This is a genomic window from Anaerocolumna aminovalerica (assembly GCF_900115365.1).
GTDB lineage: Bacteria > Bacillota > Clostridia > Lachnospirales > Lachnospiraceae > Anaerocolumna > Anaerocolumna aminovalerica.
The window spans coordinates 1-15,628 of the sequence record NZ_FOWD01000060.1 but is presented as its reverse complement, the minus strand read 5'-3'; the positions used below and the strand labels follow the sequence as shown (position 1 = coordinate 15,628).

Genomic DNA, 15,628 nt, shown 5'->3' with positions numbered 1-15,628 from the left:
TAGAGGCTTCGTATAGATGCATTTTAATATAAAAAATAAAATGTTGGAAGTATGTCTTTTGCATACCCCAACATTTATTATAGAACCTATAAAAGAAAAGGACTGAATCTGATATGCAACCGGGGTCAGTCCTTTTTTGTACTTAATGAATGGAGATAAAATTTAAGTTTTGAAGTTTATTCAGACAGATAAACATTGGCTTTATTTATAATAATATCTGCGGTTTCCTCAGCCGATAGGTTTCCTTGGAAGAATTCTGTCGTTTCTTCTTTCAAGGTTTCTAATAGGGGTTCATCTTTAACAATACGATTGGAGGCCTTAGAGCAATTTTGAATTAATTGTTCCATTTGTTCTTTATTAAGTGCTTCAAAGGTATACACCAAGTCTTTTCCGTCATCTGTTGCAATACCGGTGGTAAAACCATAATTACTTCGGTCTTCCTGAGCATTTAAGATTAATGCATTTTTGTTAACCGAAAAACCGTCATAAAAATCATCTTTTTGTATCTCTTCCGATAATACTAAAGATATAAATTCTTTGGCAAGTTCTTGACTTTTACTAGCTTGATTGATTCCTAATTCACAGGATGAGGTAAAGGAATTTTCGAAAACAGTATAACTGCCTTTTATTAATTCTACTATACCTATTGGGAAAATTGCATCATTAAAGCCACCACATTTTGATAAGTTAAGTTCAATCTTATCAGTAAGGTTCAGTGGATGATTCATATATTTGTCATCACCTGTATATTCATCTATGATACCAATATTGTCCCCAATGGATTTTAATGTTTCTAATTCAGAAACCAGCTTTTCTTTATTGATTTTTCCATCATCATTTAATATTTTATTTGTCATATAGGGAGCAAAAGTGGTGATAAAATCCTCCAGGGTCATGCTGCCAAATAAAGTGTTATCCACATGATTTGCTGTATAGTCAGCTAAATTATCCAGTGTAGATAGGTTTTGTGTATCGGCAGTTCTGCCGCATAGAAGCTGAAGGTTAAAACGGGCAGGTACATAGTAGATATTATTATCCTTTATGTAGTTTTTCATAATATTTGGGTACAACTCACCGTTATCAATCATAGGCTGAATGATGTCACTAATATCGGTCAGAACTCCTTTTTCTACGAAAGAATCTGCAGGAAGTTCATTTAACACCAGAATATCAGGGCCATTTCCTGCTAGTAGTTCTGTGTTAAGTGCACGTATGTAATCCTCCTTGGCGGTACGGTCCGCATTTCTATATTCTTCGTCAGTCATGGCGATAGTAAAGTTGATTTTTACATCAGGATGTTCTTTGTGGAATATGGCGGCAGCCTGTCTTAAGGTGGCGTTCTCCTGTAAGGAATAGATAGTTAATTCTGTTGATGGCGCCGCATCAACGGATTCATCATAAGAATACTTCATGAGGGAATAGTCATTTTTTGAACCGTACAGGATGTAATAATTAGTATCGGAACCGGCTGCAAAACCAATCGTCCGCATAGTCGACATGGATAGTGAAGTCAGTGTCCCATCCACTATGGTCTGCCATGTAGAGGTACCCTCTTCCAGAACATGAATACCGCCCGTATCACACAGAGCCATTTCCTTCTTATCATTCATATCAAAATAAGTATAAGTGTATCCCTTAAAGTCGGACTGATAAGGATAACTGGTTTTATTATAAGTGGTTGTGTCATAGATATCTATACTCATCAGATTTTCATTATTATCTGCCTGGCCAAGGATGAGTGACTTGCCAGCAGCGGTCATTATGGTTTCCAAATACCTTTGACCGGTAATACTTTTTTGCTTTGAGAAATTATCTTTATCGTAAAAACTTACTTCTCCATCAAAGAAAAGAGCAGCTAAAGTGCCATCTTCCAACACAGTAACCTTTCTTGGGGTGTTGTAGGATCTACTTTCAGGATATAATTCATTCCAACCTTCCGGAGAAATGGGTTCATAGGTGGAACCGCCGGTACTGCGAAAGAGATTAGCTTTGAAGTTATCTTCCTCTACTTCAAGATAATACAGGATTTGATTTCCATTGGCGTCTTCATGGATTTCAGGCTGATAAAAGGATGCTTTCAGAAGAGAATCTGATTTTAGCCATTGGGGGGTATCCTCAGTCCAGCTTCCATCGTTATTCATCTGGTATCCGGTAATGGTCAGTGCATCTCCGGAAGAAAATGCATATAGAAATGGCATGCCATTTTTTTTCGTTAGTTGTAAGACAGTACTTTTATCAAACTCTTCAGGTAATGATACATCCATTTCTACATAACGCCCTTTGATGTTTGAACTTGAAACATTTTTTTCTTCTTTTTTTGTACTGCAGCCAGTAAGTAGAAGTACAAATACTAATAAGCCAGCAAATACTTTTTTCATTTTAACCTCGATTCCGGCGCTTTAGCGCCATTATAATAATGATGGCATATTTGTGCTCAACACAAATTGCCGGTTGAAATTTTTTCAACCTGACCTCGATTCCGGCGCCGTAGCGCCATTTTAATAATGACAGCAACCTTGTGGGCAACACAAAGTGCCGGTTGAAAAATTTTAAAGGGGTGTTGTAATTAGCTTATGAATATGTTATAACGTGCTTATCTCTAACCAATCTTAAATAAAATAAATTTTATTATTTTTGGAGTATATATTAGAAAGAAAGGGTGTAGGAAATGCGTATTTTGGTAATTGAAGATGACAAAGAATTATGTTCTATTCTGGAATATCAAATGAAAAAGTCAGGAATGGAAGTAGATTTTTGCCATGATGGGGAGGAGGCGTTATTATATGGTACGAAACAGACCTATGATGTGATTATGTTAGATCGGATGCTTCCCGGAATGGAGGGTATTTCAGTTTTAGAAAAGCTTCGAAGAAACAAGGTTTCTACTCCGGTAATTATGGTGACAGCCATGGATCAGATAGAAAACCGTATTGAAGGTTTGGATTCAGGGGCGGATGATTATCTGACTAAACCCTTTGAGGTTGGAGAATTACTGGCTAGAATCCGGGCTTTAGCAAGAAGGCCTTCAAGAATTGAAAGTATAGATGAATTATATTTTTCTGATTTTTATCTGGATTTAGGGAAAATGCAGTTAATTCGAGGAGAAGAAAGCTGTGGATTATCCAAAAGGGAAGGAGATCTTTTGGCTTTCTTTATTAAGAACAAAGGTCAGATTTTAACAAGAGAACTAATCTTAACTAGGGTATGGGGAGCAGATAGCTTTGTCACAGATGGAAATTTAGACAATTTTATTTATTTCCTTCGTAAGAGATTAAAATCAGTACATAGTAATGCTACCATAAAAACCATACGTTCTGTGGGTTACCAACTGGAGGAGTAGGGATGTTCAGCAAACTTAAAAGACGGCTGGTACTGTTGTATGGCATTACATCAAGTATTATTCTATCAGTAATCATAATAGGAGTATACATAATAAATAATAGACAGAGTCAAGAACAAAATATGGTTCTGTTTCAAAAGAATGTGGAACAGATTGTTGAGAAGTTTCGTTTAGAAGATGTAATCAATAATACATGGTTAGTCAGGGTACAGGAGGATAACCGTTTGTTTGTATATGTAGAAGATAACGGGATAAAACTTACTAAATATAATCAGATGAGTAATCTGCCGGGTTCCCAAGAACTTATTGAGAAGATAAAGAAGCTTTCAATAGAGGACGGTATTAATCTGGACAGAAAACCGCTGTATTCAACCTTAAGAAAAACTCCTGTTTATAACGTAAGCCTTAGCAATGGGAAAGCTTATTATAGTATGGCAGCCTTGATTCCAAAGAATGCAGGCTGGCTGAATATAATGGTGATAAGTTGTGACAATCAGGGACCTGGGATTTTATTTAAACAAATGTTTTTGTATGTATTTATAGACTTTATTGGTGTGGCAGCATTATTCCTGATTAGTTCCCTATACATAGGCAAGGTGATAAAACCTTTAGAAGAGGGACAAAAAAGGCAGGTTGCTTTTGTGGCTGCGGCTTCTCATGAGCTTCGTACACCTCTTACTGTAATTAAAGCCGGTATTTCTTCTATAAGGGAAGATATATCAAAGTCAGATAATTTTCTTCCTCACATTGAAGAAGAATGTAACCGAATGACAAGGCTGATTAGTGACATGCTTTTATTAGCCTCTTCTGATGCCAAGACTTGGAGTCTTTTAAAAGAACCGGTTGAAATAGATACCCTTCTAATAGAAACCTATGATATGTTCTGTACCTGTTATAATAACAAGAATTATCAATTAACTCTGGATTTGCCGGAGGAGGAACTCCATGTAATTCATGGAGATAAGGAACGTATAAAGCAGATATTTACTATATTAATAGATAACGCCATGAGCCATACAACTCCAGGGGAAAACATTGATCTTCATGCCTACAATCAAAAGAATTATGTAGTAGTAGAAGTGGAAGATCATGGACATGGAATTTGTGATGAAGATAAAAAACAAGTATTTGAGAGATTCTATCGGGGAGATGGATCAAGAAACGATAAGAAACATTTTGGACTGGGGCTTAGCATTGCAAAAGAATTAATAGAACTTCATGAAGGTAGTATTTTTATAAAGGATACTCCCGGAGGTGGTGCTACTTTTGTGTTGCGGTTGCCATGGTAGCGGAACTAATAAATTATATTTTAATATGAATTCTTAACATAAGAAATAGGATGCCACTAAGGTCATTTTCCGTGTTGTATAACGCAAGAAGGGACTTTTAGGACATCCTATTTTTATTAAATAATAGAATTTAAAGATTCTTTAGAGATAAGGAGAATAGTATTATTCTTATAATCTAAGAAAGTGGTAATTAGTTAATAAATCTATTATGAAAGAAATGGAAATATGAGAGAAAAAAAGAAAAAAACAACTATACAAAAAAGAGAGTCTATAGTAGCTTGGTTGTTTTTAATGCCAAGTTTAGCAGGTATCATGTTCTTTATATTGATTCCTTTTGGAGATGTGGTAAGAAGATCTTTTTATGAAGCAATGAGTGGCAAATTTGTTGGTATTGATAATTACATAACCGTATTCATCAACGAGGCATTTCAATTAGCTGCAAAAAATACAGGGCGGTTCATTCTGATCTGTATACCCTTATTACTGGTCATATCTTTATTTTTATCCATTTTAGTCATGGGTCAAAAGAAGTTTGGTGATTTTTTTAAAAGCTCATTTCTTATACCTATGGCAATTCCGGTGGCATCTATTGTTTTATTGTGGGATGTATTTTTTAACAAGAATGGACTGGTAAACAGAATGCTCTCCATGTTAGGAGGCCAGTCTGTTGACTGGATGCATACATCCAAAGCTTTTTATATATTAGTATTTAGTTATCTATGGAAAAATACCGGATACGATATGGTTTTATGGCTAGCAGGGCTAAACGGAATTCCTCTGGCACTATATGAAGCTGCCGCAATAGATGGTGCCGGGACATGGGGGAAGTTTAGGTATATTACATTGCCTGGATTATTACCAACAGCATTTACTCTTTTTGTACTATCCCTGATTAATTCCTTTAAGGTTTTTAGGGAAGCCTACCTGATTGCAGGAAGTTATCCGGATAATAGTATCTATATGCTGCAGCATTTATTTAATAACTGGTTTGTCACCATGGATATACAAAAAATGTGTGCCGCGGCCATTGTAGTTGCAATTATTTTGTTGATATTTATCTTAATCGTTAGGAGGTTCAGCAATAGAGGGGAGGAGGATTCAATTTGAAGAAGAAAAGATTTCTGTCTTTAGGAATTCTTCTTACTATTTCACTATTTATATGGATTCCTCTATGGATGATGGTAACCGGTTCATTTATGGGAACACAGGAAATCAATGAAATGATTGGCCCGGTATTTAGTAATGAAAATAAGCTTGCAACCTGGCATTTTATACCTGATTTTCCAACGTTAAAGCCATATGTGGAATTACTGTTAGATTCTCCAAATTTCTTTGTTATGTTCTGGAACTCATGCAGACAAGTAATTCCCGGATTAATAGGACAACTATTTATTGCAGTTCCTGCGGCTTGGAGTTTTGGCAGGTATAACTTCAAAGGGAAAAAACTATTGTTTATTCTATATATTGTATTAATGATTATGCCTTTTCAGGTAACTATGGTTTCAAGCTATTTGGTTCTGAATAAGTTTCATCTGCTGAATACGGATTTTGCATTGATTTTACCAAATATATTTTCAACTTTTCCAGTATTTATAATGGAAAAGTTTTTTAAATCCATACCCAAATCTTTAATCGAGGCAGCTAAAATAGATGGAGCAGGTGAATTTAAGACATTCTTTTATATTGGAATTCCTATGGGAGCCTCCGGAATTATATCAGCAATTGTTCTTGGATTCCTGGAAGCATGGAACGGGATTGAACAACCATTAACTTTTTTAAAAGATAAATCCTTATGGCCCTTATCCTTATATCTTCCGGATATAGCCAAAGAAAAATTAGGAGTCGCGATGGTAGCATCTGTTATTGCTATGATTCCTGCAATCTTAATCTTTTTATTTGGTCAAAAGTATATAGAACAGGGAATTGCTGCATCTGGCATAAAAGAATAAATTGGAAACAGGAAGGTTTTTAGATTATGAGAAAAATAAGAGATAGATTATTATATGAATTACAGAGAGAACCGGAAGAAAAAAAGGTGTCCCTTCAAGACCGTGCAGGAAGATTATTCATTGGATTTCTTATTGTGATGTTATTATTAACATTTGTATCAAGGGCAGCAAATTCTGTTATAACTGCAAAAGTTGATGTGACATCTCCTAAAAAAGGGACACTTAATTTTGAAGTAAATGGAGTGGGTATTTTAGGGGCAAAAGCAGAAAAATATCTGAATCTCTATGAGGGCGTTAGAATTGCAGCTGTTTTTGTGCAAGAAGGACAGAACGTGGAAGAGGGAGATTTACTGTTTCAATATGACATAAATGATTTAGAAGATATTTTGGACGATTTGGAAGATGAAATAATAAAAGCAGAACTTAATCTGCAAAAAGAAAGATTAAATTATAAAGCAGGAAGTGAAGGAACTGCCAAGGAAACAGCAGAAATTACATTAGAACGGGCTAAGCTTGATTTAAGAGCTGCAAAAGAAGATCTAAAAATAGCAAAAAAGAATATTGGCAAAGAGAAGAAATATGCATATGAGGATGCAGAAAAAGCTTATCTAGATGCCTTAGAAGCTTATAATGATCAGGAAGATAAGAAGCAAAAAGCCCTTAGAGAGGCAAGTAAGAAAATTTCAGAAGCAAAAGAAGCTTTAGATGAATTGTATGAAGATAAAGATAAAGCAGACACAGAAAGGGTTATAATAATTTTTAGAGCCGCAGTTGAAAATAACAATTATGAAGCAATAAGTGAAGCGGAAACTAATATATTTAAGAAATATTATGGTGAAACAGAGTACGAGACACATAAGAAAGAAGTAGAGAGAGCAAGAAAAGCTGTATCAAGAGCTAATGAGGATTATTGGAATGGGATAGCGGTATTAGAGGGAGAAGAAAAGCTATCCCCCTCAGAATATGCCAGGTATAAACGGGCAATTGAAGATGCGGAAGATGCCTTGGCAGACCTTACAAAGAAAGACAACCAACTTACCACAGCAATGTGGGACTACCGTAATGCAATTCTATATAATAAGACGGATATGGAAAAGACTCATGGAGCTTTATACTCTATGCTGTACACAGAAGATAAGAATAAAGAAAAGTTAATAAATTCAGCAAATAAAGCAATTAATTCGGCTGAAGAGTCACTAGCAGAAACTACGGATGAGTGGCAGAAGATAATGGAAAAAGCAGAAAGAGTTGTAACTGACGCAGAAGCAGCAAGGGATAAGGCGAGGTCATTCTATGATCAAATATTGAATAAGACCTATGATTATTCACAGGAAGTTAAGGCAGAAGAGATGAGGGTAATGACTGCAAATAGGATTTTTGAAGATGCTAAAATCGGATTAAAGGAAGCAAAGGAAAGTGATGCAGATACTGCTAAAAATAATAATATTAATAGACAGATTCAAAATATAGACTTGGAATTAAGTGAAATGGATATTCAAAATAAGGAAGAAGCCGTTGCAGAAATAAAAAATATATTGAAGAATGAAGGAAAAGTAACTTCCCCTGTAACTGGCGTTCTTGTGGAAAATGGGATTGTATTAGGAAACCGTATAACGGTGGCCGACAGAGTGTGTTTTGCATTGAGCAATTACGGATTTGAAGCTAAAGTCACCAAAGATGAAGTAAAACATCTTGCTGTGGGAGATGAGATGATTGTACAGGTAGGTGATAGTAAGGAGGAATTATCCATAAAACTGGAAAATATTACCTCGGAAGATGCAGAAGGAAAGATTACTATAACAGGAATTATGCCAAAAGGTAATTATTCTGTAGGAACACCTGTTTCTTTTAAAGTAAGTAAGCAATCAAAGCAGTATAGAAACACCATCCCCATACAGGCACTAAGAATGGATGCAAACAATAAGACCTATGTTTTGATTACGGAAGAGACCAATACCATCTTAGGCAATGAATTAACTGCTTTACGTATGGATGTAACTGTTCTAGAGAAAGACTATACTATAGCCGCTATTGAAAACGGTCTTTCAGACAATATTATTGTCAGCAGTAATAAAAATATCAAAGAAGGCGACCGGGTTCGTTTAAATGACGGTGATTAAGGTTTTTAAAAAAAGACCGCTCATTATTTTGCTCTCTTTGGCGGCGCTGATTTTATGGGGCAGCGGAATATATTACGGTCAGTATATAAAAGAACATTATCAATCGGTTAGTATACGAATGAAAGAAGACAGGATTTCGGAACAGAAGATCATCACAGCATTAAAATATGAAGAAATTAAAAGCTCTAAAAGTATTCCAAGTATCAGTGCTTGGAATCGTTTAGAGGAACAAATCATCACCAACAAAGAGTTAGCAATTACTTATAAAACCCAGCTAATTGAAGTATATGGTGATATTAAGCAAGTATATCCTATGAGACTGACCAGTGGAAATTTACTTACAGCAAAAGATTACGAAGGTTGTATGATAGATCAAAGTGTAGCGTACAAATTATTTGGAACAGTAGATCCGGTAGGAAATATTATTACCTATAAGAACAAGCAATACTACATACGGGGAATCATTAAATCCCCGGAGCCTGTTGTCTTCATTCAAATAAATGATATAAAACATACTTATTCCAACATAGAGTTGGTATATGAGGATAAAGAAAATGGTCAGGAACTGGCTAATGCATTTATGTCACAAAATAATCTAGCCGGTTCCTATACCGTTTTAGACGGTTTTTTCTATGCTGGGATTTTAGATGGGCTTTATAAAGCTCCTGCATGGTTTCTTGGTTTTTACATGCTCTGTCAGATATTGAGAGCAATATGGAAAAGAAGAACCTTACCGTTGCAAGTATTTATTTTTTTGCTGGGCTTTGTATCAGTTTGGATGGTATTAAGATGGATGTTGGAATTTCAGATTTATATACCGGAAAGTCTAATTCCTACTAAATGGTCTGATTTTTCTTTTTGGATAGAAAAATATAAAGAATTCAGAAAACAAATAGACCAAATAAAATATCTGACGCCTACCATAAAGGATATCAACTTTATCCGTTATGCAAAAAGATGTATTTATTACACTATGATTTCCTTCGCCGGTATGTGGATATTTGCAACACATATACGATTCTTATTAAGTAAAATTGACGGCTTCTCCCTGTCCATCCTTGCAGTTATACTAGAGTGTGGAGCAATCTTTATCTTATATAAAACCGGAAAGGTTTTTCTTGCCGGAAATGGGTACCTTTACGCGATTCCTATTTTTATATTAGCTGAAGATTTGGTAAATAGGGTAAAGAGCTATATTATAAATCAATCCAAATTATAATGTCATATGAATTTTATATACCATTCTATTTAGTAAAGTGGTATGATTATAAATGCTAATATATTTTCTAAATAAGAAAGGCGTGGACGAGAATTATGCAAAAAGTAGTTACTTCTGCTCAAATGAAAGCAATAGATTCTTATACTATAGAGGAAATAGGAATACCGTCTATGGTGTTAATGGAGCGCGCCGCTATACAGGTCGTAAATTTAGTAAAACAACACAGTAATCCCCAGGACAAGATTTTAGCAGTGTGCGGAACCGGTAACAATGGTGGTGATGGTATTGCAGCAGCACGTATTTTAAAGTGTGAAGGTTATGAAGCAGCTGTACTTTTAGTTGGTGATGAAAGTAAGGCTTCAGAACAAGCAAAAGAGCAACTTAAAATTGCACGAAATTTAGGCATATCCATACTTAACAATATAAACATCAGTGAATATACTATAATAATAGATGGGTTACTTGGAATTGGTTTGAATAAACCGGTTACCGGTATTTATGAAGAAATTATAAAGACTATCAATTCAGGCAAACATCTGGTATTTGCCGTTGATATTCCATCCGGTTTGTCAGCAGATTCGGCAAAGCCTTTGAATATAGCTGTAAAAGCTGACTATACAATTACATTTGGATACCAGAAAGTAGGTTTGATCTTATATCCTGGATGTGAATATGCAGGAGAAGTGGTTGTGGCTGATATTGGATTTCCTCAGGCCGCTTTTGATGCCGTAAGCAAAACAGCAGGGATAAGTTGCTCTGTATATGATGACTCCGATAAAAAGAAACTGCCAATAAGGCATACCTATTCTAATAAAGGCACTTATGGGAAAGTTCTGATTATCGCAGGTTCATATAATATGAGCGGGGCCTGTTATCTTTCTGCAAAAGCAGCATATAGCTGCGGAGCAGGTTTGGTAAAGGTGATGACAGTAGAAGAAAATAGAGTTATTATGCAGCAATTGTTACCAGAAGCCTTGTTATATACTTATTCTTCGGAAGCACTTCAAGACTCTGGTAAGATAGAAGAGATGATTGAGCAAATACATTGGGCAACTTCTATTGTTATAGGTCCTGGTATTGGTGTAAATCCTGATTCCGAGAGATTATTAAATTTAGCCATAACTTATGCAAAAGCACCGCTGCTTATTGATGCAGACGGTTTAAATATATTGGTATCCATGAATCGTAAGAAAGATGAAGCGGTTTTATTACAGGAAGATATTATTAATATGTTACCGAAAGATACTGTATTGACTCCCCATATAAAGGAACTATCCAGGCTAATTAACCGGCCAGTAGAAGAAATTACTTCTGATCTGCTTGAAGTGGCTGATAAATGTACCATTAATAATGAACTCATATTTGTCATTAAAGATCCTAGAACCGTTGCAGCATATAAAGAAAACAGATATATTAATGTTTCAGGAAATAACGGTATGGCTACCGGAGGTTCCGGAGATGTTCTGACCGGTATAATAGGGGGCTTTATTGCAGGGGGATTATCTTCATGGGAAGCAGCAAAATTAGGTGTTTATATACATGGCTTGGCTGGTGATAAAGCAGCAGAAAAAAAAGGTTGTTACAGTATGATGGCCAGTGATATAATTGAGGCATTGCCAGAAGTAATAGAAGAATGATTTGGAGGAAGTGTGAAGGAAAAGCATCTTCACACTTGGAAGAACTCCAACATGAGAATCCATTGTAATTCTCATGTTAAACTTCTTCGTCTATTATTTGAGATGTCACAAAGCGACATCATGTTTGGAAGTGTGAAGAACAATTTGCACTGGAATCAAGTTTCATAGTTATAAAAGGCGCTAAAGCGTCGGAAGTGAGGATGTTATGACAAAAGACTACAAGATACTGTCATTAAAAGAAGTAGAACAACAACGCTATTACAGAGTTACCGCAAATATAGATGTAGATGCTATTTGCGATAACATTTCAAATATAAAGGAGTTAGCAGGAGAAAAGACAAAAATAATGGCAATCATGAAAGCGGATGGGTACGGCCACGGTGCCATTCCTATTGCACAGATACTGGATCATATCGGTGTAGAGGCATTTGGTATTGCTATTATCGAAGAAGGAATACAGCTTAGAAACGCGGGAATTGAGAAAACAATACTGATTCTTGGATATACTCCCAAGGAACAATATAAAGAATTGGTAGAATATAATATTAGCCAGACTATTTTTCAGTATGATTTGGCTAAGGAACTGTCTGAGGAAGCCTTAAGGCAGAATAAGGTAGCACCTATTCATATAAAAGTGGATACCGGTATGACCAGATTAGGTTTTCGTGATACAGAAGAAAGTATCGAAGAAATTAAGAAAATATCATTATTAAAAGGTGTAAAAATAGAAGGTATATTTTCACATTTTGCATGTGCAGATGAAGCTGATAAAACTTCTGCATACAATCAATTAAACCGTTTTATGAAGTTTGTAAACCGATTGGAAGAGGAAGGTATTGAATTACCAGTTAAACATATCTCCAATAGTGCAGGTATTATTGATTTACCGGAGGCAAAGCTGGATATGATAAGAAGCGGTATAGCTACTTACGGCTTGTATCCATCAGAAGAAGTACATAAGAAACAATTAAAACTAACGCCGGCCCTAGAGCTTAAGTCACACGTTAGTTTTGTAAAAGATGTAGAACCAGGTGTAGGTATTAGCTATGGCAGTACTTATGTAACAAAAAATAAAATCAGGGTAGCAACTATTCCTGTCGGTTATGGGGATGGATACCCAAGACAGTTATCTTCCCTGGGCAGAGTATTAATACATGGTAAATCGGCTCCAATACTGGGAAGAGTTTGTATGGATCAATTTATGGTAGATGTAACTCACATCCAAGATGTAAAACAGGGAGATGCTGTAACTTTAATTGGAAGAGATGGGGACGAATTCATTTCCACAGAAGAAATAGGTTCCTTGGTAAACTCCTTCAATTATGAAGTTATATGTAATATAGGAAAGAGAATTCCACGAATATATAATTACCAGAATAAGATATACGAAATGAAAGAATAATTTTTTATAAATGTCACTGAAAAGAAAACATTTTATGGAATACACATTACAAAATTGGAGATAATAAGACTAAAGCCATAAAATGGAGTGTGAAAAATAGTGAATATAAAACGAGGAGATATATTTTATGCGGATTTAAGACCTGTAATCGGTTCTGAACAGGGTGGAGTAAGACCGGTTCTGATAATTCAAAACGATACAGGAAATAAACATAGTCCCACAGTAATATGTGCAGCAATTACATCAAAAATGAATAAATCAAAGCTTCCGACCCATGTTGAAATAGATGCGGACAAATATGGGATTATAAAAGATTCAGTTATTCTTTTAGAACAAATTCGAACCATTGATAAATCCAGGTTAAAAGAAAAGGTATGTCATCTAGATCAAGACGTATTAAGAAAAATTAATCGTGCATTAATTATAAGTTTTGCATTAGATACATACATTTAAATTTAATTTATTTTTGTTGCAGTTCATTGGAGACTTTGAGAAGCTTTGTATGCGAAATAAGTGAGGCATGCTGATATATTTATTGGCATACCTTTCTTTTTTTGAGCTTAAATAATTAAAGTATCTGATTCCGAGGGGAAGAAAACAAAAAAGAAGCCAGCGGGGTCTGCCGGCTTCTCCACTTGGTATCTAGATTTATATAGTACCATGCGTATAATAGGGTGGGAGTAGAAAGTGATTTATTATTCACTATCTATTGATAGTATAATTTATAAATGTGTCTACATTGTGTTTAAAAAATGAAAAAAAAATGAAAATAATGAAAATTAGCGGTATTAAAAGATTAGATTATAAAAAAAGTTAGAATATATAATTGAGAATAATTATTAAAATCCAGCCTTTCATGGAGATTGTAGAGAAAGATCATCCAAAAGCTATATTTGTATTGCCCTCTACTATACCAGAAACCATAGGTACAGATATGGAAGCAATCTGTGAAGAACTTTCTATGGAATATGAAGATATACCGATAATAACATTTAAAAGAACCTTCCTAAACCTATTAAGCCAACAACAAAAATGACCTATAATATTATAGGCTCCTGTCCTGACCTGTCTTAATTCCAATCGGATATATGTGAGATAGAAGAATATTAAAAGGTGCCTTTGATATGGAGCCGGTCTGCATTCTACCTTCCCACGGATCAGTAAACAAAATTGAAGAGATGGGTTCCGCACATATAAATTTAGTTTTGCGTGAGGAAGGAAAAAAGCAGCAGAAGAGTTAAAAGAGCGCTTTGGAACACCCTATTTGTTTGGAAGGCCCTATGGGTAAAAAGGAACAGAGGATTGGCTTAAGAGAATTTCAGAAACTTTAAAGATAGACTTGAATCAAGAGTTTATAAATGAAGAACAAAAGAAGGAAAATATGCCTTTAATTTTTGTAAACAATTAGTGGTACATTATAAAGTAAGGGGTGGTATATCAGTTGGGGGTAATATTGATGTAGTTAAAGGAATTTTACAATTTGCCTGTGACGAACTGGGAATGAATAAGAAATTTACATGGTGTGACTGTAAAGAATATTGTACTCATGAAATTCTATATTGGGACGAAGATACCTGGATAGAAAAAATTTCACCTGATCTGGAAGGAATTTTAATGAGTAGTAGGAAAGTGTTAAGCAGAGCCGGAAAAAAATCCAATATGACTATAAACCGTGGATTAAATGAATGGAATCTTAATATTTACGACTCATCTTATGTAGGATTTCGGGGTGCAATGAATCTTTGTTCACTATGGGTGGAAAATATGATGGAACATTAGAACTTAAAGATTTTAATAAGAAATTTAAAGCGAAAGTCAATAAAAAAAGGTAATAAAAAAAATAAAATAAAAAGGTTAATAAGAAAGAAATTAGTTGAAAAAGGATTAATTAAAAAAGGGTAAAAATATATTGACAAAACCTTTTGTTGAATATATAATTAAGTTCCGTTGTCTATGGTTTCGGGTACTATCCCCTGAAGTCAACACAGGATTGATGTAGTATATTTGATATTCTAACAAGGTTTTATCAAACTTTGTGGAAAATAATAAGAAATAAGTGTTGACAAAACCTTTCAGACATGATATGATATAAAAGTTGTCGGCAACGACAGCAAAAATCATGAACATTGATAACTGAACAGTGAAACAACCCTGAAAATTCTAATAAAATTTTCATATTATAGATGAGCATTGAACTTGATTCAATGACTGATTTATAACGAACCGTATCTATATTATTATAGATACAACCTTAAAAACAGTAATGAATTAATAATTCATTGGATTAACGTTTGTTTTAATTCTTAAAACAAGCCAATGTTAATTCTGAACGATTAAACTTTTAATTTGAGAGTTTGATCCTGGCTCAGGATGAACGCTGGCGGCGTGCTTAACACATGCAAGTCGAACGGAGTTAATAAGTGGAAGTCTTCGGATGGAAGCTTGTTAACTTAGTGGCGGACGGGTGAGTAACGCGTGGGTAACCTGCCTTATACAGGGGGATAACAGCCGGAAACGGTTGCTAATACCGCATAAGCATACAGTGCCGCATGGTACAGTGTGAAAAAGATTAAGTTCAACTTCGTTGAACTCTGGTATAAGATGGACCCGCGTCTGATTAGCTAGTTGGTGAGGTAATGGCTCACCAAGGCGACGATCAGTAGCCGGCTTGA

12 protein-coding genes and 1 rRNA gene are annotated in these 15,628 nt (G+C 35.1%); 12 read left to right on the top strand and 1 reads right to left on the bottom strand.

All coding sequences use genetic code 11. The features are described from left to right. Nucleotides 1-176: 176 nt before the first annotated feature. Entirely contained in the window at nt 177-2,378 is a 2,202-nt protein-coding gene (locus tag BM183_RS19555; RefSeq protein WP_091689146.1) for an ABC transporter substrate-binding protein, read from the bottom strand. Between the two features lie 290 nt (nt 2,379-2,668). On the opposite strand from BM183_RS19555, the gene BM183_RS19550 reads away from it, so the two are divergent. The 12 genes from BM183_RS19550 to BM183_RS19495 form a co-directional block, all read left to right on the top strand. Then, nucleotides 2,669-3,340 (top strand): response regulator transcription factor, encoded by a 672-nt coding sequence (locus BM183_RS19550; RefSeq protein ID WP_091689144.1) that lies wholly within the window; start codon nt 2,669-2,671, stop codon nt 3,338-3,340. 2 nt (nt 3,341-3,342) lie between these two features. Further along, a complete protein-coding gene (locus BM183_RS19545; protein WP_091689142.1) occupies nt 3,343-4,629 on the top strand; it encodes a sensor histidine kinase in 1,287 nt (428 codons plus the stop codon). 225 nt (nt 4,630-4,854) lie between these two features. Then, entirely contained in the window at nt 4,855-5,736 is an 882-nt protein-coding gene (locus BM183_RS19540; protein WP_091689140.1) for a carbohydrate ABC transporter permease, read from the top strand. Continuing rightward, nucleotides 5,733-6,578: a carbohydrate ABC transporter permease gene (locus BM183_RS19535; RefSeq protein ID WP_242961062.1), complete on the top strand. Its 846-nt coding sequence runs from the start codon at nt 5,733-5,735 to the stop codon at nt 6,576-6,578. The genes BM183_RS19540 and BM183_RS19535 overlap by 4 nt, the downstream gene beginning before the upstream one ends. A 26-nt stretch (nt 6,579-6,604) precedes the next feature. Next, nucleotides 6,605-8,698 (top strand): efflux RND transporter periplasmic adaptor subunit, encoded by a 2,094-nt coding sequence (locus BM183_RS19530; protein WP_091689138.1) that lies wholly within the window; start codon nt 6,605-6,607, stop codon nt 8,696-8,698. Then, complete coding sequence (locus BM183_RS19525) at nt 8,685-9,917, top strand: ABC transporter permease (protein ID WP_091689136.1); 1,233 nt, start codon at nt 8,685-8,687, stop codon at nt 9,915-9,917. The genes BM183_RS19530 and BM183_RS19525 overlap by 14 nt, the downstream gene beginning before the upstream one ends. Nucleotides 9,918-10,012: 95 nt before the next feature. Continuing rightward, complete coding sequence (locus BM183_RS19520; protein WP_091689134.1) at nt 10,013-11,554, top strand: NAD(P)H-hydrate dehydratase; 1,542 nt, start codon at nt 10,013-10,015, stop codon at nt 11,552-11,554. 205 nt (nt 11,555-11,759) lie between these two features. Beyond that, complete coding sequence (gene alr / locus BM183_RS19515) at nt 11,760-12,956, top strand: alanine racemase (protein WP_091689133.1); 1,197 nt, start codon at nt 11,760-11,762, stop codon at nt 12,954-12,956. 99 nt (nt 12,957-13,055) lie between these two features. Then, nucleotides 13,056-13,409, top strand: coding sequence for a type II toxin-antitoxin system PemK/MazF family toxin (locus BM183_RS19510; protein WP_091689132.1), 354 nt, complete (start codon nt 13,056-13,058; stop codon nt 13,407-13,409). A 403-nt stretch (nt 13,410-13,812) separates the two neighbouring features. Continuing rightward, nucleotides 13,813-13,992 carry a nitrogenase component 1 gene (locus tag BM183_RS19505; protein WP_091689131.1) on the top strand — a complete coding sequence of 60 codons (180 nt, stop codon included), beginning with the start codon at nt 13,813-13,815 and terminating at the stop codon, nt 13,990-13,992. 371 nt (nt 13,993-14,363) lie between these two features. Continuing rightward, entirely contained in the window at nt 14,364-14,735 is a 372-nt protein-coding gene (locus BM183_RS19500) for a hypothetical protein (RefSeq protein ID WP_091689130.1), read from the top strand. A gap of 563 nt (nt 14,736-15,298) precedes the next feature. After that, nucleotides 15,299-15,628 (top strand): 16S ribosomal RNA (locus BM183_RS19495); the annotation flags it as partial.

What these genes read in the sequence shown, in the direction of transcription:
- BM183_RS19505 (WP_091689131.1), top strand. Translation starts at nt 13,813, where the DNA reads ATGGAGATTGTAGAGAAAGATCATCCAAAAGCTATATTTGTATTGCCC.
- alr (WP_091689133.1), top strand. Translation starts at nt 11,760, where the DNA reads ATGACAAAAGACTACAAGATACTGTCATTAAAAGAAGTAGAACAACAA.
- BM183_RS19550 (WP_091689144.1), top strand. Translation starts at nt 2,669, where the DNA reads ATGCGTATTTTGGTAATTGAAGATGACAAAGAATTATGTTCTATTCTG.
- BM183_RS19520 (WP_091689134.1), top strand. Translation starts at nt 10,013, where the DNA reads ATGCAAAAAGTAGTTACTTCTGCTCAAATGAAAGCAATAGATTCTTAT.
- BM183_RS19555 (WP_091689146.1), bottom strand. Translation starts at nt 2,378, where the DNA reads ATGAAAAAAGTATTTGCTGGCTTATTAGTATTTGTACTTCTACTTACT.
- BM183_RS19540 (WP_091689140.1), top strand. Translation starts at nt 4,855, where the DNA reads ATGAGAGAAAAAAAGAAAAAAACAACTATACAAAAAAGAGAGTCTATA.
- BM183_RS19545 (WP_091689142.1), top strand. Translation starts at nt 3,343, where the DNA reads ATGTTCAGCAAACTTAAAAGACGGCTGGTACTGTTGTATGGCATTACA.
- BM183_RS19530 (WP_091689138.1), top strand. Translation starts at nt 6,605, where the DNA reads ATGAGAAAAATAAGAGATAGATTATTATATGAATTACAGAGAGAACCG.
- BM183_RS19525 (WP_091689136.1), top strand. Translation starts at nt 8,685, where the DNA reads ATGACGGTGATTAAGGTTTTTAAAAAAAGACCGCTCATTATTTTGCTC.